The organism is Streptomyces sp. NPDC013317 (genome assembly GCF_055563155.1).
Genome location: NZ_JBVHDX010000004.1, coordinates 254224 through 278169 on the forward strand (window position 1 = coordinate 254224; position 23946 = coordinate 278169).

The following is a 23946-nucleotide window of genomic DNA, read 5'->3' on the forward strand; positions in this document are numbered from 1 at the left end:
ACAGCGCGGGTCAGGTTCCGGGCTTCCGTCCGTAGACGTACACGTCGTCACCGTTCCTGAGCAGGTTCCAGTACGCCTTGGCGTCCGCCGGACGCATGTTGACGCACCCGCCCGAACCCGGCGGGTTCCACATGGACTTCGTCGTGGAGTGGAAGGCCTGCCCGCCGTCGAAGAACTGCGAGTACGGCATCGAGACGTGGTAGATCGTCGACCAGTGGTTGATCTTGCGCCAGTAGATCTTCTTGGCGCCGGTGCGGGTCTCGGTCCCGTCCTTGCCCGTACGGACCGGCACCGGGCCGTACTTCAGCTTCTTCCCGTCCTGGATCCAGCTCAGCTGCCGCGTCAGGTCGACACAGGCGATCCGGCCCTTGTTCGTCGGGCACTTGCCGGCCTTGTTCGGGTTCTTCCCGGCCGCCTTCTGCTCCAGCATCGTGTTCATCGTCCGCCAGGTCAGCGGCCCGGCGTACCCCATGGTCGGGGTGATGCCGTGCTTGCGCTGGAACGACTGGATGGCCTTGCAGTCGGCGAGCGACTGCTTGCCGTCCGCCGTCCGGCCGAGGAACTTCTCCACCTGCTTCTGGTACGGCCCGGTCGTCACGTTGCACGACGCCGCCTGAGCCGTGCCCGCGCCGAGGGCCACCGTCAGCGGCACCACCATCGAGGTGATGCCGAGGACGATCCCGGCGCGCTTCCTTATCCCGCGCATGATCACCAACTCCCCCTAGGGTCCTACGACTCATGACGAGCGGGGGAGCGTTCTGGTTGTACGGATCCGGTCTCGATTCAGTGCGCGGTGCGCAGCGAGAGGTGCCGCGCCCGGACCCGCGCGCTGTGGCTGCCGTAGAGCGTGATCGACACGACGCCGAGCACCGCGACGAGACCCAGGAGGACCGTGCCCGCCCAGCCGCCGGAGTGGAAGGCGATCGCGCCGAGCGTGCCGCCCAGGCTGCTGCCGACGTAGTACGCGGACTGGTAGAGCGCCGAGGCCTGCGCGCGGCCCGTCGTCGCGGTCCGGCTCACCGAGGAGGAGGCGACCGCGTGCCCGGCGAAGAAGCCGGCCGTGATCAGGACCAGGCCGAGCAGGACGGCGGCGAGGGCGTCGGAGAGCGAGAGCAGCAGGCCTGCCGCGGTCGTGCCGACGGCCAGGTAGAGCGCCCCGCGCCGGCCGAGCCGGCCGACGAGCCTGCCTGCCGCCGCCGAGGAGACCGTACCGACCAGGTAGACCAGGAAGATCGAGCCGATGACGCCCTGGGGGAGCGAGAACGGGGCCTCGACCAGGCGGTAGCCGATGACGGTGTAGACGGCGCCGAAGACCGTCATGAACAGGGCGCCGATCGCGTACAGGCGCATCAGCAGCGGGTCGGCGAGATGGGTGCGGACCGTCGCCGCGAGCGCCTTCGGGTTGAGCGAACCCGGCGTGAAGTGGCGTGCCTCGGGGATGAGGACGCGGAAGGCGACCGCGCAGGCCACCGCCATCAGACCGACCGCGAGGAGCCCGGCGCGCCAGCCCCACATCTGCGCCACCCAGCCGGTGACGATGCGGCCGCTCATCCCGCCGATCGAGTTGCCCGCGACGAAGAGGCCGATCGCCGCGATCAGCGCCTTGGGCCGTACCTCCTCGGCGAGGAACGCCATCGCGGAGGCCGGCAGGCCCGCGAGCGCCGCGCCCTGGACGGCGCGCAGGGCGACCAGCCACTCCAGGTTCGGGGCGAACGGGACGAGCAGTCCGACGGCGACCGCCACGGAGAGCGAGGCGGTCATCATCTCGCGCCGGCCGAAGCGCTCGGAGAGGGCGCTCATCGGCAGGACGAGGAGGGCCAGGGCGAAGGTCGCGGCGGAGACCGTCCAGGAGGCCGCGGAGGCGGTCGCGCCGAACTCGGCGGAGATCGCGGGGAGGAGGGCCTGGGTGGAGTAGAGGAGCGCGAAGGCGGCGAGGCCGGCGGCGAAGAGCGCGAAGCTCATCCGGCGGTGCCCGGGGGCTCCGGGGGCGAGACGGGTGTCGGCGACCGTGCTGGTGGCGGCCGCCTTGGTACTGGCGGAAGGCATGCCTCGAACGTAGGACGATTCGTTTCATGCGTCCAATGCATGGAACTGTTGTAATCGTTCCCATGGTGCATGAGTACAGGTCACAGGGTCGGCTGTCACCGAGTAGTTACGAAGAAGACATGGGGCTGCTGCTCGCGCCCCGGCTCGCGTACTTCGCGGCGGTGGCCCGTCACGAGCATGTGACCAGGGCCGCGGCCGAGATGGGTGTGCCGCAGTCGACGCTCTCGCGGGCGATGGTGCGCCTCGAACAGGACCTGGGGGTCGCCCTCTTCGCCCGGAAGGGCCGCACGGTCTCGCTCACCCCGGCCGGCCGGACGTTCCTGGCCTCCGCCGAGCGGGCCCTCGCCGAGGTGGAGCGGGCGGCCGACTCCGTACGGGCGGACGCGGACCCGGCGGCGGGGCGGGTGGCGTTCGGGTTCCTGCACACCATGGGCTCCGAGACCGTCCCCGGGCTCATCCGCGCCTTCCGGGTCGACCACCCCAGGGTCCGCTTCACCCTCGTCCAGAACTACGGCGAGGCGATGATCGAGCGGCTGCGCGCAGGCGACCTGGACCTGTGCCTGACCTCTCCCGTCCCGGACGCGCCCGACCTGGTCGCCCGCCGCCTTGACGAGCAGCGCCTGCGGCTCGTCGTCCCCGACGACCACCGGCTCGCCACCCGCAAACGGATCCGCCTCGCGGAGGCGGCCGAGGAGACCTTCGTGACCCTGGAGCCGGGCTACGGGCTGCGGCGCATCACGGACGACCTGTGCGCCGAGGCCGGCTTCACCCCGCGCGTCGCGTTCGAGGGCGAGGAGGCCGAGACCCTGCGGGGCCTGGTCGCGGCCGGCCTGGGCGTCGCGCTGCTGCCGCCGCCCGCCGTCCCGCGCCCCGGCGTCGTCGAACTCACGGTCACGGCCCCGCGTGCGGTCCGCGAGATCGGGGTCGCCTGGCTCGACGGCCACCCGGACACGGCCCCGGTGGCGGCCTTCAAACACTTCCTGCTGAGCAAGCGGGGCAGCCTGCTGCCGGATTAGGCACTCCGCCGGACCGGAGCGGGCCTCCTGCCGGACCCCGGTCTGCACTCCGCCGGACCGGAGCGGGCCTCCTGCCGGACCCCGGTCTGCACTCCTGCCGGACCGGAGCGGGCTCCCTACCGGCGCAGGGCGCGGCCGAAGCCCGCCGCCAGCGGCATCCGCAGTCCCAGCGGCGGCGGAGCCGCGAGCGCGTCCGCGACCGGACGGGCGAAGGAGCGGGCGAAGAGGGAGCCCAGGACGAAGTCGGCGGCCAGGGAGTGGATTTCGTCGTGGTACTGGCGCAGCGCGTGGCCGTCGGAGTGCACCTCGAAGCGGCACGTGTCGCGGTTCGCCTTCTTCGCCCGTTCCGCCAGCCGGTACGACAGCTCCGGATCCGTCCGGGCGTCGTTCGTGCCGTGCACGATCAGGATCCGGCGCCCGACCAGCTGGCGCACGGGCTCGGGCTCGGCCGCCACGTCGTCCTCCGGCAGCCACGGCGCGAGCGCGAGCACCGCGTCGACCGCCGCGTGCCCGGCCGCACGCAGCGCGGCCCGCGCCCCCATCCCGTGGCCGGCCAGACAGACCGGGACGTCGCCGTAGCGCCGTACCGCCTCCGCCACCGCCCAGGAGGCGTCCGAGGCCAACTGGGCGTCCGTGCCGTTCCAGCCGCGCCCCCGGTAGCGCACCACGTGCGCCACCAGGCCCTCCTCGCGCCCGGCCCTGGCCAGCCGGCGGCCCAGCGGAAGCAGCGTCGCGTGGGCCCGGAGCGAGGCGCCCCGCGCGGACGCCACCTCGCCGTCGGGAAGGAGCAGGACCACACCGCCCACCGCCGTACCGGGGTGCGATGCGCCGACGGGCCGTCCGAGCCGGGGTGTCCGGCTGCCGGCAGTCCCTACGAGTGCGGAGTGCGCCATGGCAGAACAGTCTCAGAAGCCGAGGTGTACGCCATCCGTACGCGCGGTCACTGTTACGTATCGACAAGCGAGTTGAGGAGGGGCGCTCTACGCGCGTAGGGGCTAGAGTGCGGAAATGACGAGCCAGACCTCCAACGTCCCCACCGCGGACCAGATCCGCCGCGCCCCGAAGGTGCTCCTCCACGACCACCTCGACGGCGGACTGCGCCCCGGCACGATCATCGAACTCGCCCTCGCGCAGGGCTACGACAACCTCCCCGAGACCGAACCCGACAAGCTCGGCATCTGGTTCCGCGAGGCCGCCGACTCCGGCTCCCTGGAGCGCTATCTGGAGACCTTCGCGCACACCTGCGCCGTCATGCAGACCCGCGAGGCCCTCGTCCGGGTCGCCGCCGAGTGCGCGGTGGACCTCGCGGAGGACGGTGTCGTCTACGCCGAGGTGCGGTACGCCCCCGAGCAGCACCTGGAGGCCGGACTCACCCTGGAGGAGGTCGTCGAGGCGGTCAACGAGGGCTTCCGCGAGGGCGAGCGCCAGGCCAGGGCGAACGGCTACCGCATCCGGGTCGGCGCGCTGCTGACGGCGATGCGGCACGCCGCCCGCGCCCTGGAGATCGCCGAACTCGCCAACCGCTACCGCGACTCCGGCGTCGTCGGCTTCGACATCGCGGGCGCCGAGGCCGGCTACCCGCCCACCCGCCACCTCGACGCCTTCGAGTACCTCAAGCGGGAGAACAACCACTTCACGATCCACGCCGGCGAGGCCTTCGGGCTGCCGTCCATCTGGCAGGCCCTGCAGTGGTGCGGCGCCGACCGGCTGGGCCACGGCGTGCGGATCATCGACGACATCGAGGTCGCCGAGGACGGCTCGGTGCGGCTCGGCCGGCTCGCGGCGTACGTCAGGGACAAGCGCGTCCCGCTGGAGATGTGCCCGACGTCCAACCTCCAGACCGGTGCAGCGGACTCCATCGCGGAACACCCCATCGGCCTGCTCCGCAAGCTGCATTTCCGTGCCACGGTCAATACCGACAACCGGCTGATGAGCGGTACGAGCATGAGCCGTGAATTCGAGCAGCTGGTCGAGGCATTCGACTACACGCTCGACGACATGGCGTGGTTCACGGTCAATGCGATGAAATCAGCGTTCATTCCTTTCGATGAACGTCTGGCCATGATCAATGACGTGATCAAGCCCGGATATGCCGAGCTGAAGTCCGAATGGCTGTTCCGTCAGACCGCTACGACCAGCGAGTCTTCCGCCCAGGCGGGCTGAGGGAGGGTTTCCGAGCGGGATCGGGGCGGCCGGGGAACATCTGCTCGGCCGCCTTTCGGTGTTTGCGGGAGCGTCATCCGGTGGCTAAGTTGCAGAGCCGCTCTGCATTCCCCGAATTTCCTGCTTTCCTCGAAGCTCGAAGATCCCCAAGATCCCCAAGGATGATTTTCTGATGAAGCAGTCTGCCGCCAAGACGCTCGGTGTCGCCGCTCTCGGTGCCGCTTTCGCCGCTGCCGCCGCCGGCACGGCCTCGGCCGCACCGTCGCTGCCCGCCTCCCCGGACGCGGCGCTCGGTCTGGTCACCCAGGCCGTACCGCTGGGGGACGGCCTCACCGAGCTCCCCGACGGCGCCGCCGAGTCCCTCCTCTCCGGCCAGTCGTCGGTCGACCAGGGCGTCAAGACCCTGCCGGCCGCCGCGGGTGCCGCCACCCAGCACCTCCCGCTCGACGCCGCCAACGGCCCGCTGGCCAACACCCCGGTCGGCGGCCTGCTCGGCGGCCTGCCGGTGGGCGCCCTGCCGCTCGGCTGACCCGGACACGCCGCACGCGCGCCGATGGGGCGCCCACCCGGACCGGGTGAGCGCCCCATCGGCGTACGTACGGCCTGCCGTCACCAGGCCGTGCTCGCCGACTTCTCCTGCGGGAGCAGCAGCCAGAGGGCCAGGTACAGCAGGAACTGAGGACCGGGCAGCAGGCACGAGACGAGGAAGACGACCCGCATGGTGGTGGCCGAGGTGCCGAAGCGCCGTGCCAGCGCTGCGCACACTCCGCCGATCATGCGTCCGTCACGGGGGCGGGCAAGTGCGGCCATGGTGGGCTCCTTCGGGAAGAGTCTTCCGGAAGCCGCTCCGTCGGGCTTCCGATGGCTCCATACTCGCCCGGGGCCGAGGGACAAAGCGTCGGTCTACGGGGCGATCCCGACCCTGGGAATCGTCGGGGTAGGGCCCTGAGAACCCTCCTCCCGCAGCAGGGCCGAGCCCCGGCCCGGCCTGGTCCCCGGGGAGGACCGGCGTGGCGCCGCGTCCCTCCCGCGGCGCAGCCGCGCCCGCCCGGCGGGCACCAGCAGCACATGTGCGAGCGCCACCCCCGCGGTGTTCAGGAGCAGCGAGTCCACGTCCACGACCTGACCCGGTACGGCGGTCTGCAGCAGCTCGACGGCGAGCGACACGAGCGCCCCCGCGGCGACCGTCCGGGCCAGGGAGCCCCACGGCGACACATGGAGGCGCCCGTCGGCCATCGGGAGCAGGACGCCGAGCGGCGCCAGGAGCAGCAGCCCCTCGCCGATCCGCCGGGCGGCCTCGACGGGACCGAGCGCGAGATCCGCACGGATCCCGGCGAGCGGGGTCAGGTTCGGCGCGGTCACCCAGGCCACGTCACGTGGTCGGAGCGTGACCCATGCGACGAGCAGCAGATGCGCGAGGAGGAGGACGAACCCCGCCACGCGTACGACCACGGCGGCACTGCCGCCCGAACCTTGACGCTGCACGCCCCCCAAGACGCGTCCCGTCCCGGAATCGGTTCCGCCGCACGGCGGAACACCCGCTTCAGGACGCGGAGGGGCTGGGCCGGCCCGTCGTCGTCGGGGGCGCCGACTCCGGGCGCTCCTTCAGCCCGGTCGTGCACGCCAGCCGCCGCGGCGGATAGTGACCGGGCCCGCCGAGGACCACGCTCGCCTCGCCCGCGCCCGCCGAGCTGTTCGCCAGCGTGCAGACGATCTGCGACAGCGCGGTCGGATTCAGGTCCTCCGGCTGCCGGCTCAGCCGCAGCGTGCCCGCCGGATCGCCGTTGTACCCGCCGGTGACCAGCAGCGGTCCCTTGACGGCCGTCGAGAAGCCGGCCTGCCGCTCGTTCTCCGACGGCTCGGCCAGCAGCTGGGCGAGCAGCGCCGACGCGGTGGCGACCCGGCCCCCGTCCGCCCGCTCCTGGGGCACCGGCGCGCGCCGGTCCACCGGCTCCAGCTGCGACCCGCAGAGCAGGAAGACCCGGACCGGGACCCCCGACGTCTGCGTGGCGGGCTCGTCGCCCGTGACACTGCACGGCACCCGCGAGGGGGCCGGCCCGGCGTCGACGGGCACCGACGTCGTCCTGATCCCGCACCCGGAGGCGACCGCGGTCAGCACGACGGCCGCCGCCACCCCTCCCGTACGCACTCCCGCACGGCGAAGCCGGCTCAACTCTCCTCCACCTCGCCCTGCTCGCTGTCCTGCGGAAGCCGCAGGACGAACACCGCTCCGTCGCCGTCGGGCGAGTTCGCGGCCGTGATCGAACCCCCGTGGATCAGCGCGTTCTCCATGGCGATCGACAGACCCAGACCGCTGCCGTCCGACCGGGGCCGGGACGCGCTCGCCTTGTAGAAGCGGTCGAAGACGTGTGGCAGGACCTCCTCGGGGATGCCCGGGCCGTGGTCGCGCACCTCGATGACCAGCTCGCCGTCCTCCGTGCGGATCGCCACCCGCACCGGCGAACCGCCGTGCTTGAGCGCGTTTCCGATCAGGTTCGCCAGGATCACGTCGAGCCGGCGCGGGTCGAGCCGCGCCATGATCCCGCGCTCGGCGTCCAGTTCCACGGCGTCCAGCCAGGCGCGGGCGTCGATGCAGGCGGTGACCTGGTCGGCGACGTCCACGTCGTCGAGGACGAGCCGCGCGGTGCCCGCGTCGAAGCGGGTCACCTCCATCAGGTTCTCCACCAGGTCGTTCAGCCGCCGGGTCTCGCTCACCACGAGCGCCACGGCCGGCGCGATCATCGGGTCGAGGGAGTCCTGCTCGTCCTCCAGGACCTCCGTCACGGCCGTCAGCGCCGTCAGCGGCGTACGCAGCTCGTGGGACATGTCCGCGACGAAGCGCCGACTGGACTCCTCCCGCGCGCTCATGTCCGCGACCTTCTTCTGCAGGGACTCGGCCGCGCTGTTGAACGTCCGCGACAGATCGGCCAGTTCGTCCGTGCCCGAGACTCGCAGCCGGGTGTCGAGCTTGCCCTCGCCGAGCCGCCTCGCCGCCTCGCCGAGCCGGTGCACGGGCCGCAGCACCGTCGTGGCCGCGGCCTGCGCGAGCAGGGCCGAGCCGACGAGCGCGAGCGCCGTCGCGATCCCCAGCGACCAGGCCAGCGAGTTCAGATCCGCTCGCTCGGCCTCGAGCGACTTGAACATGAAGCCGGTGGGTCCTCCGCCGGTGATCCGCGTCCCGCCGACCAGATACGGCGTCTGCCCGCGCTGGGTCCGCTGCCAGACCAGGTGGTAGGGGCTGGTGTCGCCCTCCCTGACGGGCCGCTCGGTGTCCACCGCGACGCGCAGCGACTCCGGCACGTCGGCCAGGGTGAAGGTGTCCGGGTTCGAGGCCCCGATGATCGGCTTGCCCTTGTCCCGCTCCCCGAGCAGCAGCACGCTGTACCCGGCGCTGCCGCTCGCCATCTGCTCGGCGGTCCGCCGCAGATCCTCCTCGGTGGGACGCAGCGGAAGCGTCGCGGCCCGGTTCTGCATCTCCTGGCGGAAGTCGTTCAGCGCCCCGTCCTGCGTCCTGGTGAGCACCGCCTCGCGGTTGAGCCAGTACGCGATCCCGGACGCGGACACCGCGGCCGTGAGCGCCACGAGGGCGAAGACGACGACCAGCCGCAGACGCAGGCTGGTGAAGCGCAGCCCGGCGAAGATGGTTCTTCTCACGCAGGGACGTCCAGCCGGTAGCCCACGCCGCGCACGGTACGGATCAGGGTCGGCGAGGACGGCACGTCCTCCACCTTTGCGCGCAGCCGCTGCACACAGGCGTCGACCAGACGCGAGTCGCCCAGGTAGTCGTGCTCCCAGACCAGGCGCAGCAACTGCTGGCGCGACAGGGCCTGTCCGGGACGCCGGCTCAGTTCGAGGAGCAGCCGCAGCTCGGTCGGCGTGAGCTGCAGGTCCTCCCCGTTCTTCGTCACCGTCATCGCGGAACGGTCGATGACCAGCGAGCCGAAGGTCGCCGAGTCGGTGGACTCCCGCTCGCCGCGCCGCAGTACGGCCCGGATTCGGGCGTCGAGCACCCGCCCCTGGACCGGCTTGACGACGTAGTCGTCCGCGCCGGACTCCAGTCCGACGACCACGTCGATGTCGTCACTCCGCGCGGTGAGCAGGATGATCGGCAGCTGGTCGGTGCGCCGGATGCGCCGGCACACCTCGAAGCCGTCGATTCCGGGCAGCATGACGTCCAGCACGACCAGGTCCGGACGCTGCTCCTTGAGCAGCTTCAGGCCGTCCTCGCCCGTCGCCGCGGTGGCCACTCGGTGGCCCTGGCGTGACAGCGAGAGTTCGAGGGCCGTGCGGATGGCGTCGTCGTCCTCGATCAGCAACAGGAAAGGCACGGGCGCCATTCTGTCGCATGCGGCCACCTGAGTTCGACTGTGTGGCCGGACCGGTGCCTGTGACAGGTCTGTGACAGTCGGCGGACACCCCGATGAAAGTGCCCGGGCAAGCTTCTTGGCACACGGACAGAAACACACTCCAACCGACGGGGGGCGCACGATGAACGCACTGCACAGCACCACCTCAGGCGCAGTTGTCACGCGCCTCCACGATGTCGTCGTGCGGAGCACGGAGAAGTCCGGCGGTGTGAACGGGCGGGGGTGCGTTCGCAGCGCCGGGCGTCAGCACAAGGCGCCGTACATGGTCGCCGTGGCTGACGGGGGAGCGGGGTACGGGGAGGTCACGGGGGAGCGGCAGTCGGTGTCGGAAGCGGAGTTCACCGCCTACGTCCAGGAACGCCGCGCCTCCCTGTACGCCACCGCCTACCACCTGACCGGCGACCGGTTCGAGGCCGAGGACCTGCTGCAGAGCGCGCTGTTCTCGACGTACCGGGCCTGGGACCGGATCAGTGACAAGGCGGCCGTGGGCGGCTATCTGCGCCGCACCATGACGAACCTGCACATCAGCGCGTGGCGCCGGCGGAAGCTGAACGAGTACCCCACCGAGGAGCTGCCGGAGACGGCGGGCGACACGGACGCGATGCGGGGGACCGAGCTGCGCGCGGTGCTGTGGCAGGCGCTGGCCCGACTGCCCGAGCTCCAGCGGACGATGCTGGTGCTGCGCTACTACGAGGGCCGTACGGATCCGGAGATCGCGGAGATCCTGGACATCAGTGTCGGCACGGTGAAGTCGAGCATCTGGCGCTCCCTGCGCCGGCTGCGCGAGGACGACGTCCTGAGCTTCGGCCGTGACGAGGAGGAGTCCTTCGGCGAGCTGGTGGCCTGAAGGTCGGGGGGAAACGGGGAAAACGGGGGGACGTACGGGGGAACGTACGGGGGAAGCGCGGTCGGACAAGCCGGGGGGTCTTGTTCGACCGCGCGTTTTTTTGCGTTCCCGGCCCCTGGTGGGCCGGGACGTACGAGCCTCCGGTGGGCCTCAGTGCACCGCGGGGGTCCGGTGGCGGCCCGCCGCGGCGGCGGCGAGGCGGCCCAACGCCTCCTGCTTGGCGCAGGGGTGGGCGCCCAGCGCCGTCTGGCGGGCGACGATGGAGCGCTCCGAGCGCATCAGGCGCCAGCCTCGGCGCAGCAGGAACGGGACCGACTTGCGGCCCTCCCGGAGATCACGCAGGAGACGGCGGCGGAACGTCGTCGAGGGGCGGCCCCGCAGACACAGCGCGTCGGCGAGGACCCCGAGGTCCTGGCAGCGCTCCACGATCTCCGCCGCGAAGATCCCCTCCGCCACGAAGAGCGGGGTCCGGCCGATGTCCAGCGCGTCGTGGTCGACGCGCGAGCTGGTGGCGAGGTCGTACACGGGGATGTCCGTACGGCCCGTGCGGCACAGCTCCACGATCGCCTCGACGGCGGCGTCGGCGTCCCAGGAGTACGGGGAGTCCCAGTCGATGTCGGCGCTGCCCGCGACCAGTGGGAGCGTCGGGTCGTCGCCCTCCTTGTAGAAGTCGTCGAGGCGCAGGACCGGGAGGCCGGCGACGGCGGCGAGGGACGACTTGCCGGAGCCAGAGGGGCCCGCGAGCAGGACGACGCGGGTCGGGATCGGTTGGGAACTCACGGGACACCAGTGTGAAGCATTCCCCCGGGCAGGGGACCCCCGAGGGAGGGGGTTGGTATCCAGCATCACACCTCAACTACGCTCGGTGTCTCTGCCGTTACCCAACGTCGAAGGATTCTCATGGCGCGTCACAAGCAATCCAGGACCCCCGGCCGCGGTGCCCTGCTGAAGGCCGGGCTGGCCGCGACGGCGGCGGGAGCGGCGGTGCTCGGCATGGGCGCCACAGCCCAGGCGGCCGCCCCGCTGCCGCTGCCGGTCGACGCCCTCGCCGGCAGCGACGCCGTCGCGGCCCTCGGCGCCACCGGCCACGCGGTGGGCCCGCTGACGAGCCTCCAGCTCGACCCGCTGGCGAACACCGGGGTCGACCCGCTGGACAACGGGATCGGCACCCAGGTCGCCGACTTCAAGCCCGTGGGCACCAACCTGGTGACCGACCACGTCACGAAGGGCGGGGGCCTGGACGATCTGCCGCTGGTCGGCGAGGTGACGGGGCTGCTGCCGGCGAACTGACGGCCCCCTGGCCGGCGGCCCCCGGCGCGGTCCGCAGGGGTACCTCCCGTACGAACCAGGCCGCGGCGAAGGCGAGCGCGGCCAGCACGGCGGTTCCCAGGAGCACCCCGTGCAGCCCGCTCGTCACCGCCGCCGCGAACCCCTCCCGCACCGGCCCGGGAAGCTCCCGCAGCCGGGCCGGGGTCAGCGAGGTGTCAGCGCCGTCGAGCCGGGCCGTGAAGACCGCGCCGAGCATCGCGACACCGAACGAGCCGCCGATGGTGCGGAGGAGCGTGACCGTGCCACTGGCCGCGCCCATGTCGCGCGGCTCCGCGCTGTTCATCGTGATCAGCAGCGTCGACTGCATGACGAAGCCCATGCCCGCCCCGATGACGAGGGTGAGTGCCGAGGCGGCGGCGACCGGGGTCCCGACGTCGAGGGTGAGCAGGACGAGTGCGCCGGCTGTCATCAGCGCGCCGCCGAGGATCGGGTAGAGCCGGTAGCGGCCGGTGCGCGCGATGATCCGGCCGGTCGCCAGCTGGACCGCGAGCATGCCGAGCATCAGCGGCAGCAGGAGCATGCCGCTCGCGGTGGAGGAGCGGCCGCGGGCGAACTGGAGGTACTGCGGCAGGTAGTTCATGGCCGCGAGCATCCCCGCGCCGACGAGGAAGCTGAGGACCTGGGCGAGGGTGAAGTTGCGGCTGCGGAAGAGGCGGGGCGGGATGACCGGCTCCTCGGCCCGCTGCTCGGCCCGCACGAACAGGGCGAGGGCCGCGGCCGAGACGGCGCCCAGGCCCAGAATCTGCGGCGAGGTCCAGGCATAGGTGGTGCCTCCCCAGCTCGCGAGGAGGGTCAGAGCGAGGATCGTGGCGGTGAGCAGCAGTGCGCCCGCCCAGTCGACGCGGGCGCGGATCCGCTCGGTGCGCATCGATATGCCGAACCCCACGATCAGCAGGGCGACGAGGCCGACCGGGACGTTGACGTAGAACGCCCAGCGCCAGTCGAGGTGGTCGGTGAGGAAACCGCCGAGGAGCGGGCCGCCGACGAACGCGACGGGGAGCATCGCCGCGCTGACGGACTGCACCCTGGCGCTGTCGCGCGGAGCCACGAGCACGCCCATGAGGGCGAAAGCGCCGACCATCAGGCCGCCCGCGCCGATGCCCTGGAGCGCCCGGAAGGCGATGAGCTGGTCCATGGTCCGGGCGAGTCCGGAGAGGACGGAGCCGGCGAGGAAGACGGTGACGGAGGCGAGGTAGCTGCCCTTGCGGCCGTACAGATCGCCGATCTTGCCCCAGAGCGGGGTGGCGACGGCGGCGGTCAGCAGGTAGGAGGTGACCACCCAGGAGAGCCGGTCGAGGCCGCCGAGCTCGCCGACGACGGTGGGGAGGGCTGTGCCGATGACGGTGCCGTCGAGGGTGGCGAGGACGATGCCGAGCATGAGCCCGGAGATCCCGAGGTAGGGGATGCGGGTGCGCTCGTCGTCGCGCGTCTGCTGTGTCGTCATGGCTCAGGCCGCGTAGGGCTGCTTGGCGCGGGCCTCGCGCAGGGCGTCGGCCCACCAGGCGAGCCGGTCGAGCATCGAGGCGGCGGCGGCGTCGGAGGCCGGGTCCACTGCCCTGCCGTCCGCGTCGAAGCATGCCCAGACGCCCTGGAGCCCGACCGCCTCGCGGACGGTCACGGCGTGCAGTTCGGCGAAGACCCCGCGTAGGTGCTCGACGGCGCGCAGCCCGGCGGAGAACCCGCCGTACGAGACGAAGCCGACGGGCTTGGCCTGCCACTCCCGGCCGTGCCAGTCGATCGCGTTCTTCAGGGACGCCGGGTAGCTGTGGTTGTACTCGGGGGTGACGACGACGAAGGCGTCGGCGGCGGCCAGGCGGGGCGAGACGGCGGCGAGGAGCGCGCGGTCCGCGGGGTCGGCGGGGGCCTGGCCGAGTTCGGGGAACGTCGTCGGCAGCGGGGTCTCCGCGAGGTCGATCAGGTCGACGGTCATGTCGGCGCGGGCGGTGGCGTGGCCGAGCAGCCAGTTCGCGACGACGGGGCCTAGGCGGCCGTCGCGGGTGGAGCCCTGGACGACGGCGAGGTGGAGCGGGTTCACGGATCCCTCCAGCGTGTGGATGTGTACGGCGTATCTCAGCGGTGTACAACGTACACGCGAGTGTGTACGTCGTCTACTTCGCATACGCTGTACGCGAGAAGAGGGAGGTCGCATGGCGAAAGAGGACGAGGCGCCCAAGCCGTCGCTGTGGGAACGCCTGGACCGGCCCGCGGCAGCCCCGCGGGCCTCCCTGACCCCGCAGCGCATCGCCGCGGTCGCCGTCGAGGTCGCCGACCGGGAGGGCTTCGCCGCCGTCACCATGCGGCGGATCGCGACCGAGCTGGGCGTCGCGCCGATGGCCGCGTACCGGCACGTCTCCGGCAAGGACGACCTGTGGTCGCTGATGGTCGACCAGGTCTCGGGCGAACTGGAGCCGCCGGCGGAGGTGACGGGCTGGCGCGAGACGCTGCGCGCCTACGCCGTGTCGACGCGGGAGACGATGCTGCGGCACCCCTGGCTGGCCCAGCTGCCGGCGCCGCTGTTCGCGCTCACCCCGCAGCGGCTGGCCGCGGCGGAGCGTCAGCTGGTGTCACTGGACGGCCTAGGCCTGGACGTGGACACGATGATGGCCGCGTTCCGGACCGTCGCCGCCTATGTGCAGGGGGCGACCCAGTCGGAGGTCTCCCTCGCCCAGTACATGAAGGAACAGGGCTGGGAGAGCGGTGACGACACCCGCCGGGGGCTCGCGCCGCAGATGTCGTACCTGATGGAGACGGGCCGCTACCCGACGTACCGCGGCTACACCCGGTCCGCGGCGCGCAAGGACGACGCGGGGTGGCAGTTCGAGACCGGCCTCGACTGCGTCCTGGACGGCGTGGCCGGGCTCGTGGAGCGCGGCCGGGCATGAGAAACGGCCCCCGGGACACCCGGGGGCCGTTTCCACGTGGGTCCTAGTACGACGAGCCGCTCGCGCCCAGCGAACCCGTCGGGTGCCAGACGGTCTTCGTCTCCAGGAAGGCCGTCATCCGCTCCGTGCCCGGGGACTCCGTGAAGTCCACCGCGCGCGGGCGCAGGACGCGCTTCAGGTTGTCCGCCGCCGCGACCTCCAGCTCACGGGCCAGGTCCGCGTCCGCGCCCGTCAGGTCGATCGCGTTGACGTCCTGGTGGGCCGCCAGGTGCGGGCCCATCTCCGCGGCCTTGCCGGACAGGATGTTCACGACACCGCCCGGCAGGTCGGAGGTGGCCAGCACCTCGCCCAGCGAGAGCGCCGGCAGCGGCGCCTTCTCCGAGGCGATCACCACGACGGTGTTGCCCGTCGCGATCACCGGTGCGATCACCGAGATCAGCCCGAGGAACGACGAGTCCTGCGGGGCCACGACCGTCACGACGCCCGTCGGCTCCGGGGTCGACAGGTTGAAGTACGGGCCCGCCACCGGGTTCGCCCCGCCCACGATCTGGGCGATCTTGTCGGTCCAGCCCGCGTACCAGACCCAGCGGTCGACGGCCGCGTCCACGACCGCGGCCGCCTTGGACTTCGACAGGCCCTCCGCGTCCGCGACCTCGGACACGAACTGGTCCCGGCGGCCCTCCAGCATCTCGGCGATGCGGTAGAGGATCTGGCCGCGGTTGTACGCCGTCGCGCCCGACCAGCCGCCGAACGCCTTGCGCGCGGCGACGACCGCGTCACGGGCGTCCTTGCGGGAGGAGAGGGGAGCGTTGGCCAGCCACTTGCCCTTGCTGTCCTGCACTTCGTACACCCGGCCGCTCTCGGAACGCGGGAACTTCCCGCCCACGTACAGCTTGTAGGTCTTGAAGACGGAAAGACGGTCAGACATCGAGGTACGCCTCCAGGCCGTGGCGACCGCCCTCGCGGCCGAAGCCCGACTCCTTGTAGCCGCCGAAGGGCGAGGTCGGGTCGAACTTGTTGAACGTGTTGGCCCAGACGACACCCGCGCGGAGCTTGTTGGCCACGGCCAGGATCCGCGAGCCCTTCTCCGTCCAGATGCCGGCCGACAGGCCGTACTGGCTGTTGTTGGCCTTGGCGACGGCCTCGTCCGGCGTACGGAAGCTCAGCACCGACAGGACCGGGCCGAAGATCTCGTCGCGGGCGATGGTGTGCGCCTGCGTGACGCCCGTGAAGAGCGTCGGGGCGAACCAGTAGCCGGCGGCCGGGATCTCGCACGCGGCGGTCCAGCGCTCTGCGCCCTCGGCCTCGCCGCGGTCCACCAGGGAGGTGATGCGGGCCAGCTGCTCGGACGAGTTGATGGCACCGATGTCGGTGTTCTTGTCGAGCGGGTCGCCGAGACGGAGCGTGGAGAGCCGGCGCTTCAGGCTGTCGAGCAGCTCGTCCTGGACCGACTCCTGGACCAGCAGGCGCGAGCCCGCGCAGCAGACCTGGCCCTGGTTGAAGAAGATGCCGTTGACGATGCCCTCGACGGCCTGGTCGATCGGCGCGTCGTCGAAGACGATGTTCGCGCCCTTGCCGCCCAGCTCCAGGGTCACCTTCTTGTGCGTACCGGCGACGGAGCGGGCGATCGACTTGCCGACCGCGGTCGAGCCGGTGAAGGCGACCTTGTTCACGTCCGGATGCTCGACGAGCGCGGCACCCGTGTCCCCGTAACCGGGAAGGATGTTGACGACGCCCTTCGGCAGCCCGGCCTGGCGGCAGATGTCCGCGAAGAACAGGGCGGAGAGCGGGGTCGTCTCGGCGGGCTTCAGGACGACCGTGTTGCCGGTCGCCAGCGCCGGGGCGATCTTCCACGCCAGCATGAGCAGCGGGAAGTTCCACGGGATGACCTGGCCGGCCACGCCGAGCGGGCGCGGGTTCGCGCCGTAGCCCGCGTGGTCGAGCTTGTCCGCCCAGCCCGCGTAGTAGAAGAAGTGCGCGGCGACCAGGGGAAGGTCCGCGTCGCGCGTCTCCTTGATCGGCTTGCCGTTGTCCAGGGTCTCCAGGACGGCCAGCTCACGGCTGCGCTCCTGGATGATCCGGGCGATCCGGAAGAGGTACTTGGCGCGCTCGGAGCCGGGCAGCGCCGACCACTTCTCGAAGGCCTTCCGCGCCGCCTTCACCGCGCGGTCCACGTCCTCGGTGCCCGCCTGGGCGACCTCCGCGAGGACCTCCTCGGTGGAGGGGGAGACGGTCTTGAAGACCTTGCCGTCGGCCGCCTCGACGAACTCGCCGTCGACGAACAGGCCGTAGGAGGGGGCGATGTCGACGACGGACCGGGACTCGGGCGCCGGTGCGTACTCGAATGCAGATGCCATGATGATCAGTCCACCGTCACGTAATCGGGGCCGGAGTAGCGGCCGGTAGCCAGCTTCTGACGCTGCATGAGCAGGTCGTTGAGCAGGCTGGAGGCACCGAAGCGGAACCAGTGGTTGTCCAGCCAGTCCTCGCCGACGGTCTCGTTGACCAGGACCAGGAACTTGATGGCTTCCTTGGTGTTGCGGATGCCGCCGGCCGGCTTCACGCCGATCTGGACGCCGGTCTGCGCGCGGTAGTCCCGCACCGCCTCCAGCATCAGGAGCGTGTTGGCCGGGGTGGCGTTGACCGCGACCTTTCCGGTCGAGGTCTTGATGAAGTCGGCGCCCGCCATCATGCCGAGCCAGGAGGCGCGGCGGATGTTGTCGTACGTCGAGAGCTCGCCGGTCTCGAAGATGACCTTCAGGCGGGCCTCGCCGGAGGCCTCCTTCACGGCCCGGATCTCTTCGAGGACCTTCATGTAGTTCCCGGCGAGGAACGCGCCCCGGTCGATCACCATGTCGATCTCGTCGGCCCCGGCGGCGACGGCGTCGCGGGTGTCCGCCAGCTTCACGTCGAGCGCGGCACGGCCGGCGGGGAAGGCGGTGGCGACGGAGGCGACCTTGACGGCGGAGCCCTTCAGGGCGGCCTTGGCGGTGGCCACCATGTCGGGGTAGACGCAGACCGCGGCGGTCGTCGGGGTCGTACGGTCGGTCGGATCGGGGTTGACGGCCTTGGCGGCTAGCGCCCGGACCTTGCCCGGGGTGTCCGCGCCTTCGAGCGTCGTCAGGTCGATCATGGAAATGGCCAGGTCAATGGCGTAGGCCTTGGCCGTGGTCTTGATCGAGCGGGTGCCGAGGGACGCGGCGCGCGCCTCCAGGCCGACGGCGTCGACGCCGGGCAGCCCGTGGAGGAAGCGGCGCAGCGCACTGTCGGACGCGGTCACGTCGGCGAATGCTGATGCTGCGGATGCAGTGGTGGGCATGGTCACCAGTCGAGCATATCTACGCGCGTAGCGGCCTGTACAGCCCCAGGGTTCCGGAAGGCGATTCGTGGCCGCTGTCACACCGTCGTGACATGGAGCGGACGACTCCTGAATACAAGATCACTAACGTTCTTTCTGCAGCCAGCCAGAACTCACCGGCCCCGACCGAACGAGATGTCAGCGGCATGCGGCTCTTCCTCATCCGACCTGTACTGATTCACAGGAGTCGTTATGCGCACCGCCCTCCGTACCGCCGTCGTCACCGCCCTCCTCGCGGGCGTCGCCGCCGCCCCGGCCCTCACCGCCGGCACGGCCTTCGCCGACGACGCGAAGCCGAAGCAGGCCACCGGGCCGGCGTCGGAGGTCAAGCCCGACATCGACACGAAGCCCGCCATCGACGACGACGGCACTCTCGTTCGTACCGAGACCCTCACCGACGGCACCACCGCCCGGATCTACAAGATCAACGAGCTCCACCACCGTGCCGAGCTCTTCACGGGCGGCTACAAGATAGGCGTCTTCGACGCCAACACCCGCCCGGTGGCCGGCAACAACAACGGTGCCTTCTTCGTGCTCTACCCGGACGGCAGCACCCTCGACTGGACCGGCAACTACCTCCCCGGCGCGGACCTCTGGACGTACGAGCTCGCCGACGGAACCCTCCTCGAACTCGGCAGGTCGAAGGACGGACGGTATGGCCTCCAGCTGATCGAGAACGGCAAGGGCCGCGGCTTCACCTACCTCTACGCGGACCGCTCGGTCTGGACGTACGGCAAGGCCGTGGTCGTCCTCGAGAGCGACGGCGGATTCGCCGCGTACATCCCCGGCTCGAAGGTCCAGGCGGCCCCGAAGCCGGTGAAGAACAACACCCCGGCGCCGGAGCCGACGCCGACCCCCACCGAGGAGGAGTCGGAGTGGCTCGGCGAGTTCTCGGGCTGGCAGGCCCTGGGCCACGGCTACAAGGGGATCGCGCACCGCAAGGGCGGTGACATCACGGCCAAGATCTTCAAGGGGGAGAAGGAGGTCGGCCGGCTGTCCGTCGACCAGGAGGGCAAGACGGTCGACAAGAAGGTCTTCGGCTCCGAGATCGAGGTGACGCTCTCCTGGAACGGCGAGCTGCGCGCGGACTGGCTCGCCGACCGGGAGCAGGGCACGACCACGCAGACGACGAAGACCACGCGGACCACCGCGACCACGCAGACCACCGTCGTCCCCCAGGGCGGCGTCGCCGCCGGAGCCGAGCTCCACACCGGCACGGACCACACCGCGCTGCTCGCCGCCGGTGCGGGCGCCGCGTCCCTGGCCGCCGCGGGCCTCGGCTTCGTCGCCTTCCGCCGCCGCACCGCGGGCGCCCGCGGCTGACCGGCGCACCCACGCCTCCTCACACCTGCCACTGACCCGAGCAGGAGCACCACCCCACCCCTGGCCGGCCGTCGCACCCACACCCCGTGCGACGGCCGGCCGCACCCCGTTCGGAGCCGCCCCGTGAACCGCCGCCGTACCACCCCCGCCCTCCTCGTACTCGCCGCCCTGGCCGCCCTCACCGGCTGCGCCAGCGGCGGAGACGAGACCGCGGCGCACCTGCCCGCGCGCGTGAGCGCGACCAGCACGCCCGCGCCGACGGCGTCCGTCGCACCGCTGCCACGCTCGGAGCCGGTCCGGGTCCTGGTGCCCGCCGCCGGCGTCGACACCGGGCCCACCGGCCCCGTCCTGCGCCTCGGCCTGGCGAAGGACGGCACGGTCGAGGTCCCCTCGGAGGCCGACGCGGAGCGCATCGGCTGGTACGACAAGGGCGTGACGCCCGGCGAGACCGGACCTGCCGTCCTGATCGGCCACTTCGACACCGCCCGGGGCCCCGCCGTACTCAAGGACGTCGCCCGGGTCCGCGTCGGCGACGAGATCACCGTCGCCCGCGCCGACGGCACCGAGGCCGTCTTCCGCGTCCGAGAGCTGGAGCAGGTCGACAAGAAGGCCTTCCCGACGCGGAAGGTCTACGGGGACACGAAGCGGCCCGAGCTGCGACTGATCACCTGCGGCGGAGAGCTGGTCGACGGCCACCGCCCCGACAACATCATTCTCTACGCCGATCTGGTCACCCGAGCCGCCTGAGCCGGGGATCGGGGGCTGAGGCAGAATCGGCTCCATGACGAGCCCCCAGCCGCCCGCCGAGCCGGCCTACGCCGACCGTGTCTTCCGTTCGCCCCTCGGGATCGCGGGCGGTGTCCTGCTGCTCGGTCTGACGCTCTGGTTCTGTGTCGACGCCATGATCAGGGGCGCGGGGCGCACCCCGTGGCTGGCGCTCGCGAGCCTGCTGCTCGTCGTGCCGCTCGTCGTGGCGTTCACGATCCGCCCCGCCGTGTACGCCAACGAGGACCGGCTGCGGATCCGCAACCCCTTCCGGTACATCACGCTGCCCTGGGCCTCCGTCGCGGACGTCCGGGCCGGATACTCCAGCGAGGCGATCACCCAGGACGGCGGCAGGTACCAGCTCTGGTCCGTGCCCGTCTCGCTGCGGCAGCGCAAGCGCGCCGCCCGGCAGCAGGCGCGGGCCGAGCAGGAGGGTCCGCAGGGCCGTGCGGCGGCCGGCGACGCGGGGCGGCTGGCCCCGGCAGACCGGACGATCGCCGACCTGCGGGAGCTCGCCGAGCGCTGCGCGGGCCGTCCGGAGGCGCAGGGGGAGCCGCGCGTGCGCTGGGCGTACGAGATCATCGCGCCGGCGGTGGCGGGGCTGGTCCTGCTCGTCATCCTGCTCGCCATCGGCTGAGACCCCGTCACACGAGCCCGGGCCCCGGCCAGGGCCCTGGGCCCCGGAGTCCGTACGCGCGGACCTCACGGCGCGCAGTGGCCCGTGGGCCCCGGAGTCCGTACGCGCGGACCTCACGGCGCGCAGTGGCCCGTGGGCCCCGGAGTCCGTACGCGCGGACCTCACGGCGCGCCCGCCCACACCAGCAGCATGTACCCGCCGAACCACGCCGAGGAGAGCGCCGCCGCTCCGAGCACCAGGGCGGCGACGTGGCGGCGGGCGCGGCCGACCGCCAGGGCGAGCGGGAGCAGCAGCGGGAAGCCGGGCAGCAGGAACCGGGCGCGCGGGAAGTACACGCCCCCGCTGCCCAGCACCACCAGGAGCAGCACCCCCGAGAAGACCAGCAGCGGCAGCGGCTGCCGGTCGGCGACGCAGAGCGGGAACAGCACGGCGGCGGCGATCATCGCCAGCGAGACCACGACCAGGAAGAGCTGCGGGTCCTGGGCGTAGACGAGCTGTCTGCGCAGCTGTCGCAGCGTCAGCGAACCGCCGTCCCAGGTGTTGCTCCAGGACTTCTGCACCGCGAAGTAGCCGTCCCAGCGCCCGAGCCGGAGCCCCACCCAGCCGACGTAGCCCAGCCAGCCCAGGGGAGCGACGAGGGCGGCGAGGAGCGCGGGCCGGCTGCCGCGCCGCGCAGCGAGCAGCCCGGCCGCGGTCACCGCCGCGCCGACCGCAACCCCCGTCGGCCGGGTCAGCCCCGCCGCGACGGAGAGCCCCGCCGCCCAGGCCCAGCGGCCGTCGAGGGCCGCGTACAGCGCCCAGGCGGCCAGCGCCGTGAACAGCGACTCCGTGTACCCCATCCACTGGACGACGGCGACCGGCAGCGCGCCCCACAGGACCGCGAGGACCGTGCCCACCCGGCGTCCGTACAGCCGGTCGCCGACCGCGAAGATCCCCCAGGCGGCGGCCACCGAGCAGAGCACCGCGAGGACCAGGCCGACGGAGGCGCGCGAGCCGGGGACGACCGCCGCCACCGCCCTGATCAGGGCCGGGTAGAGCGGGAAGAAGGCGGTCGTGCGGTGACCCGGGGGCTCCCCGGGACCCGGGTCGTAGCCGTGGTCCGCGATCCCGAGGTACCAGCGCGAGTCCCAGGACGTCGCCAGCGCCGGCCAGATCCCGTGCCCCCGCATGTGCGCCCACCTGCCCAGGACGAGCAGGCCCAGGAGCCGTACGGCCAGATAGCCGAGGAGCGCGGGGGCGACGTGCCGCAGCGTGCCGCGCACCCGGTCCGGCAGCCCCTCGCCGGGCGGGGCCGGCGGCTTCCGGGAGGCGGGGACGGTCGGTCGGACGGTCAGGACCGGGGGCACGGGGGCGGCTCCAGGATGGCTCGGCGGGACACCGGGTCACCCTGGCCTCAGCCACCTGATCGCGGGACGCGCGTTGGGCCGACCGCCGTACCGATTTCACCCGTACGGGAGGGTCCGGCGGGGTACGCGTGAGGCCCGTACGGAGCCGTTTCCGTACGGGCCTCACGGGAACCGCCGAAGGCGGCGGGGCGGCCGCTACAGGCCGGCCGCCTCCGACAGGTCGCGCTTGATCGCGGCGAGGATCTCGGCGCCCGTCGCGCGCGCCGCCGCCAGCTCGCTCGCGTCGGCGACCGGGACCACGACCTCCAGGTAGCACTTCAGCTTGGGCTCGGTGCCGGACGGCCGGACGATCACCCGGGCCTTGTAGTCGCCCTCCAGGTAGTACCGCAGACCGTCCGTCGGGGGCAGCGACTCCGTGCCCTTCGTCAGGTCCTCGGCCGTGGTGACCGTCAGACCCGCGAGCCGGACCGGCGGCCGCGAGCGCAGCGCGCTCATCGCGTCCGCGATGATGCTCAGGTCCTCGACCCGGACCGACAGCTGGTCCGTGGCGTGCAGCCCGTGGGCCACCGCCAGGTCGTCCAGCAGATCGGTCAGCGTACGGTCCTGCTCCTTGAGCTCCGAGGCCAGCTCGGCGACGAGCAGCGCCGCCGTGATGCCGTCCTTGTCGCGGACGCCCTCGGGGTCGACGCAGTAGCCCAGCGCCTCCTCGTAGCCGTACCGCAGGCCCTCCACACGGGCGATCCACTTGAAGCCGGTCAGCGTCTCCTCGTAGCCGACGCCCGCCGCCTCGGCGATCCGGCCGAGCAGCGAGGACGACACGATCGACTCGGCGAAGACGCTCTTCTTCCCGTTGCGCGAGACGCCCTTGTGCACCAGGTGCGCCGCGAGCAGCGCGCCCACCTCGTCGCCGCGCAGCATCCGCCAGCCGCCCTGGACCGCGGGGTCCGGCACGGCCACGGCGCAGCGGTCGGCGTCCGGGTCGTTGGCGATCACGATGTCGGGGTTCACGGCGCGGGCCGCCTCGAAGGCGAGGTCCATCGCGCCCGGCTCCTCCGGGTTGGGGAAGGCGACCGTCGGGAACGCCGGGTCCGGCTCGGCCTGCTCGGCGACGAGCGCGGGCGGCGGGAAGCCGGCGCGGGCGAACGCGGCCGTGAGGACGTCCTTGCCGACGCCGTGCATGGCGGTGTAGACGGTGCGGACGCCGCGGGGGGAGCCCGGGGTCAGGACGGCGTCCGTACGGGCCAGGTAGGCCTCCAGGACCTCGTCACCGAGGGTCTCCCAGCCGTCGGTCGCGCGGGGGACGTCGGCGAGCGAGCGCACCGCGTCGATCTCGGCGGCGATCCCGGCGTCGGCGGGCGGCACGATCTGCGAGCCGTCGCCGAGGTAGACCTTGTACCCGTTGTCGCGCGGCGGGTTGTGGCTCGCGGTGACCTCGACGCCGGCCACGGCGCCCAGATGCCTTATGGCGAAGGCGAGGACGGGCGTCGGCAGCGGGCGCGGGAGCAGGGCCGCGCGCAGACCGGCACCGGTCATCACGGCGGCGGTGTCGCGCGCGAAGTCGGCCGACTTGTAGCGGGCGTCGTAGCCGATGACGACGAGCCCCCCGGTGTGGCCCTGGGCCTTCAGGTACGCGGCCAGACCGGCGGCGGCCCTGATGACGACCGCCCGGTTCATCCGCATCGGACCGGCGCCCAGCTCGCCGCGGAGGCCCGCGGTGCCGAACTGGAGCGTGCCGCCGAACCGGGCGGCGAGCACGTCGGTCCCACCGGCCTCGATGAGCTCGGCCAGCTCGTCGCGGGTCTCCGGGTCGGGGTCCTCCGCGAGCCATGCCTGGGCTCGGGCGAGGAGGTCGTCCTGCGTCACGGTG

At 72.3% G+C, this 23946-nt stretch carries 25 protein-coding genes; 9 read left to right on the top strand and 16 right to left on the bottom strand.

The genetic code is table 11. The features are described 5' to 3' along the window. Positions 1-10 precede the first annotated feature (10 nt). Together ACZ3IJ_RS13830 and ACZ3IJ_RS13835 are read right to left on the bottom strand one after the other, a co-directional pair. Positions 11-658: a L,D-transpeptidase family protein gene (locus tag ACZ3IJ_RS13830; RefSeq protein WP_467468398.1), complete on the bottom strand. Its 648-nt coding sequence runs from the start codon at positions 656-658 to the stop codon at positions 11-13. A gap of 125 nt (positions 659-783) precedes the next feature. Continuing rightward, a complete protein-coding gene (locus ACZ3IJ_RS13835) occupies positions 784-2046 on the bottom strand; it encodes an MFS transporter (RefSeq protein WP_467467919.1) in 1263 nt (420 codons plus the stop codon). Positions 2047-2108: 62 nt separating this feature from the next. Here ACZ3IJ_RS13835 and ACZ3IJ_RS13840 point away from each other — a divergent pair, with 62 nt between their 5' ends. Continuing rightward, entirely contained in the window at positions 2109-3062 is a 954-nt protein-coding gene (locus ACZ3IJ_RS13840; protein WP_467467920.1) for a LysR family transcriptional regulator, read from the top strand. 116 nt (positions 3063-3178) lie between these two features. Here ACZ3IJ_RS13840 and ACZ3IJ_RS13845 read toward each other — a convergent pair whose 3' ends face one another. Then, positions 3179-3955: an alpha/beta hydrolase gene (locus ACZ3IJ_RS13845; RefSeq protein ID WP_467467922.1), complete on the bottom strand. Its 777-nt coding sequence runs from the start codon at positions 3953-3955 to the stop codon at positions 3179-3181. A gap of 115 nt (positions 3956-4070) precedes the next feature. On the opposite strand from ACZ3IJ_RS13845, the gene ACZ3IJ_RS13850 reads away from it, so the two are divergent. Together ACZ3IJ_RS13850 and ACZ3IJ_RS13855 are read left to right on the top strand one after the other, a co-directional pair. Beyond that, positions 4071-5225: an adenosine deaminase gene (locus ACZ3IJ_RS13850; protein ID WP_467467924.1), complete on the top strand. Its 1155-nt coding sequence runs from the start codon at positions 4071-4073 to the stop codon at positions 5223-5225. A 172-nt stretch (positions 5226-5397) separates the two neighbouring features. Further along, positions 5398-5754, top strand: coding sequence for a hypothetical protein (locus ACZ3IJ_RS13855; protein ID WP_391798831.1), 357 nt, complete (start codon positions 5398-5400; stop codon positions 5752-5754). An 80-nt stretch (positions 5755-5834) separates the two neighbouring features. Here ACZ3IJ_RS13855 and ACZ3IJ_RS13860 read toward each other — a convergent pair whose 3' ends face one another. The 5 genes from ACZ3IJ_RS13860 to afsQ1 all read right to left on the bottom strand — a co-directional run bounded on the left by ACZ3IJ_RS13860 (position 5835) and on the right by afsQ1 (position 9553). Beyond that, positions 5835-6035: a PspC domain-containing protein gene (locus tag ACZ3IJ_RS13860; protein WP_467467925.1), complete on the bottom strand. Its 201-nt coding sequence runs from the start codon at positions 6033-6035 to the stop codon at positions 5835-5837. Positions 6036-6128: 93 nt separating this feature from the next. Next, positions 6129-6710 (bottom strand): VanZ family protein, encoded by a 582-nt coding sequence (locus ACZ3IJ_RS13865; protein WP_467467927.1) that lies wholly within the window; start codon positions 6708-6710, stop codon positions 6129-6131. 58 nt (positions 6711-6768) lie between these two features. Beyond that, positions 6769-7398, bottom strand: a complete 630-nt coding sequence (locus tag ACZ3IJ_RS13870; RefSeq protein ID WP_467467928.1) for a hypothetical protein — start codon at positions 7396-7398, stop codon at positions 6769-6771. Next, on the bottom strand, positions 7395-8879 hold the full coding sequence (locus ACZ3IJ_RS13875; RefSeq protein WP_467467929.1) for an ATP-binding protein: 1485 nt from the start codon (positions 8877-8879) through the stop codon (positions 7395-7397). The genes ACZ3IJ_RS13870 and ACZ3IJ_RS13875 overlap by 4 nt, the downstream gene beginning before the upstream one ends. Beyond that, on the bottom strand, positions 8876-9553 hold the full coding sequence (gene afsQ1, locus ACZ3IJ_RS13880; protein WP_181019089.1) for a two-component system response regulator AfsQ1: 678 nt from the start codon (positions 9551-9553) through the stop codon (positions 8876-8878). The genes ACZ3IJ_RS13875 and afsQ1 overlap by 4 nt, the downstream gene beginning before the upstream one ends. A 160-nt stretch (positions 9554-9713) precedes the next feature. On the opposite strand from afsQ1, the gene ACZ3IJ_RS13885 reads away from it, so the two are divergent. Next, positions 9714-10439: a SigE family RNA polymerase sigma factor gene (locus ACZ3IJ_RS13885; protein WP_467467931.1), complete on the top strand. Its 726-nt coding sequence runs from the start codon at positions 9714-9716 to the stop codon at positions 10437-10439. A gap of 150 nt (positions 10440-10589) precedes the next feature. Here the strand turns inward: ACZ3IJ_RS13885 and ACZ3IJ_RS13890 are convergent, their stop codons facing one another. After that, the gene (locus ACZ3IJ_RS13890) at positions 10590-11285 is read right to left on the bottom strand and encodes a uridine kinase family protein (protein ID WP_467467932.1); all 696 of its coding nucleotides are present in this window, start codon (positions 11283-11285) and stop codon (positions 10590-10592) included. 54 nt (positions 11286-11339) lie between these two features. Here ACZ3IJ_RS13890 and ACZ3IJ_RS13895 point away from each other — a divergent pair, with 54 nt between their 5' ends. Further along, positions 11340-11729 (top strand): hypothetical protein, encoded by a 390-nt coding sequence (locus ACZ3IJ_RS13895; RefSeq protein ID WP_391798825.1) that lies wholly within the window; start codon positions 11340-11342, stop codon positions 11727-11729. Here ACZ3IJ_RS13895 and ACZ3IJ_RS13900 read toward each other — a convergent pair. Continuing rightward, positions 11659-13212 (bottom strand): MDR family MFS transporter, encoded by a 1554-nt coding sequence (locus ACZ3IJ_RS13900; RefSeq protein WP_467467934.1) that lies wholly within the window; start codon positions 13210-13212, stop codon positions 11659-11661. The genes ACZ3IJ_RS13895 and ACZ3IJ_RS13900 overlap by 71 nt on opposite strands. Positions 13213-13215: 3 nt before the next feature. Beyond that, a complete protein-coding gene (locus ACZ3IJ_RS13905) occupies positions 13216-13803 on the bottom strand; it encodes an NADPH-dependent FMN reductase (RefSeq protein WP_467467936.1) in 588 nt (195 codons plus the stop codon). Positions 13804-13915: 112 nt separating this feature from the next. On the opposite strand from ACZ3IJ_RS13905, the gene ACZ3IJ_RS13910 reads away from it, so the two are divergent. After that, positions 13916-14650, top strand: a complete 735-nt coding sequence (locus ACZ3IJ_RS13910; protein ID WP_467467938.1) for a TetR/AcrR family transcriptional regulator — start codon at positions 13916-13918, stop codon at positions 14648-14650. Positions 14651-14693: 43 nt separating this feature from the next. Here ACZ3IJ_RS13910 and ACZ3IJ_RS13915 read toward each other — a convergent pair whose 3' ends face one another. From ACZ3IJ_RS13915 to deoC, 3 genes are read right to left on the bottom strand one after another with little or no spacing between them, the layout of a single operon-like run. Further along, entirely contained in the window at positions 14694-15578 is an 885-nt protein-coding gene (locus tag ACZ3IJ_RS13915) for an aldehyde dehydrogenase family protein (RefSeq protein ID WP_467467939.1), read from the bottom strand. After that, entirely contained in the window at positions 15571-17007 is a 1437-nt protein-coding gene (locus ACZ3IJ_RS13920; protein WP_467467941.1) for an aldehyde dehydrogenase family protein, read from the bottom strand. The genes ACZ3IJ_RS13915 and ACZ3IJ_RS13920 overlap by 8 nt, the downstream gene beginning before the upstream one ends. 5 nt (positions 17008-17012) lie before the next feature. Then, positions 17013-17969, bottom strand: coding sequence for a deoxyribose-phosphate aldolase (deoC, locus tag ACZ3IJ_RS13925; RefSeq protein ID WP_467467943.1), 957 nt, complete (start codon positions 17967-17969; stop codon positions 17013-17015). A gap of 231 nt (positions 17970-18200) precedes the next feature. Here deoC and ACZ3IJ_RS13930 point away from each other — a divergent pair, with 231 nt between their 5' ends. The 3 genes from ACZ3IJ_RS13930 to ACZ3IJ_RS13940 all read left to right on the top strand — a co-directional run bounded on the left by ACZ3IJ_RS13930 (position 18201) and on the right by ACZ3IJ_RS13940 (position 20733). Beyond that, complete coding sequence (locus ACZ3IJ_RS13930; RefSeq protein WP_467467945.1) at positions 18201-19331, top strand: hypothetical protein; 1131 nt, start codon at positions 18201-18203, stop codon at positions 19329-19331. 123 nt (positions 19332-19454) lie between these two features. Continuing rightward, positions 19455-20078, top strand: coding sequence for a class F sortase (locus tag ACZ3IJ_RS13935; RefSeq protein WP_467467947.1), 624 nt, complete (start codon positions 19455-19457; stop codon positions 20076-20078). A 34-nt stretch (positions 20079-20112) separates the two neighbouring features. Then, the gene (locus ACZ3IJ_RS13940; protein ID WP_467467948.1) at positions 20113-20733 is read left to right on the top strand and encodes a PH domain-containing protein; all 621 of its coding nucleotides are present in this window, start codon (positions 20113-20115) and stop codon (positions 20731-20733) included. A 161-nt stretch (positions 20734-20894) separates the two neighbouring features. Here the strand turns inward: ACZ3IJ_RS13940 and ACZ3IJ_RS13945 are convergent, their stop codons facing one another. Further along, positions 20895-22079: a hypothetical protein gene (locus ACZ3IJ_RS13945; RefSeq protein ID WP_467467950.1), complete on the bottom strand. Its 1185-nt coding sequence runs from the start codon at positions 22077-22079 to the stop codon at positions 20895-20897. 195 nt (positions 22080-22274) lie between these two features. Continuing rightward, the gene (locus ACZ3IJ_RS13950; RefSeq protein WP_467467951.1) at positions 22275-23942 is read right to left on the bottom strand and encodes a phospho-sugar mutase; all 1668 of its coding nucleotides are present in this window, start codon (positions 23940-23942) and stop codon (positions 22275-22277) included. Between the last annotated feature and the right edge of the window lie 4 nt (positions 23943-23946).

Excerpts from the sequence above, each read along its gene's own strand:
- ACZ3IJ_RS13845 (WP_467467922.1), bottom strand. The coding sequence starts at position 3,955 with ATGGCGCACTCCGCACTCGTAGGGACTGCCGGCAGCCGGACACCCCGG.
- ACZ3IJ_RS13830 (WP_467468398.1), bottom strand. The coding sequence starts at position 658 with ATGGTGGTGCCGCTGACGGTGGCCCTCGGCGCGGGCACGGCTCAGGCG.
- ACZ3IJ_RS13850 (WP_467467924.1), top strand. The coding sequence starts at position 4,071 with ATGACGAGCCAGACCTCCAACGTCCCCACCGCGGACCAGATCCGCCGC.
- ACZ3IJ_RS13895 (WP_391798825.1), top strand. The coding sequence starts at position 11,340 with ATGGCGCGTCACAAGCAATCCAGGACCCCCGGCCGCGGTGCCCTGCTG.
- ACZ3IJ_RS13915 (WP_467467939.1), bottom strand. The coding sequence starts at position 15,578 with ATGTCTGACCGTCTTTCCGTCTTCAAGACCTACAAGCTGTACGTGGGC.
- ACZ3IJ_RS13840 (WP_467467920.1), top strand. The coding sequence starts at position 2,109 with ATGGTGCATGAGTACAGGTCACAGGGTCGGCTGTCACCGAGTAGTTAC.
- ACZ3IJ_RS13855 (WP_391798831.1), top strand. The coding sequence starts at position 5,398 with ATGAAGCAGTCTGCCGCCAAGACGCTCGGTGTCGCCGCTCTCGGTGCC.
- deoC (WP_467467943.1), bottom strand. The coding sequence starts at position 17,969 with ATGCCCACCACTGCATCCGCAGCATCAGCATTCGCCGACGTGACCGCG.
- ACZ3IJ_RS13920 (WP_467467941.1), bottom strand. The coding sequence starts at position 17,007 with ATGGCATCTGCATTCGAGTACGCACCGGCGCCCGAGTCCCGGTCCGTC.
- ACZ3IJ_RS13860 (WP_467467925.1), bottom strand. The coding sequence starts at position 6,035 with ATGGCCGCACTTGCCCGCCCCCGTGACGGACGCATGATCGGCGGAGTG.
- ACZ3IJ_RS13940 (WP_467467948.1), top strand. The coding sequence starts at position 20,113 with ATGACGAGCCCCCAGCCGCCCGCCGAGCCGGCCTACGCCGACCGTGTC.
- ACZ3IJ_RS13890 (WP_467467932.1), bottom strand. The coding sequence starts at position 11,285 with ATGCTGGATACCAACCCCCTCCCTCGGGGGTCCCCTGCCCGGGGGAAT.
- ACZ3IJ_RS13930 (WP_467467945.1), top strand. The coding sequence starts at position 18,201 with ATGCGCACCGCCCTCCGTACCGCCGTCGTCACCGCCCTCCTCGCGGGC.
- ACZ3IJ_RS13910 (WP_467467938.1), top strand. The coding sequence starts at position 13,916 with ATGGCGAAAGAGGACGAGGCGCCCAAGCCGTCGCTGTGGGAACGCCTG.
- ACZ3IJ_RS13835 (WP_467467919.1), bottom strand. The coding sequence starts at position 2,046 with ATGCCTTCCGCCAGTACCAAGGCGGCCGCCACCAGCACGGTCGCCGAC.
- ACZ3IJ_RS13885 (WP_467467931.1), top strand. The coding sequence starts at position 9,714 with ATGAACGCACTGCACAGCACCACCTCAGGCGCAGTTGTCACGCGCCTC.
- ACZ3IJ_RS13900 (WP_467467934.1), bottom strand. The coding sequence starts at position 13,212 with ATGACGACACAGCAGACGCGCGACGACGAGCGCACCCGCATCCCCTAC.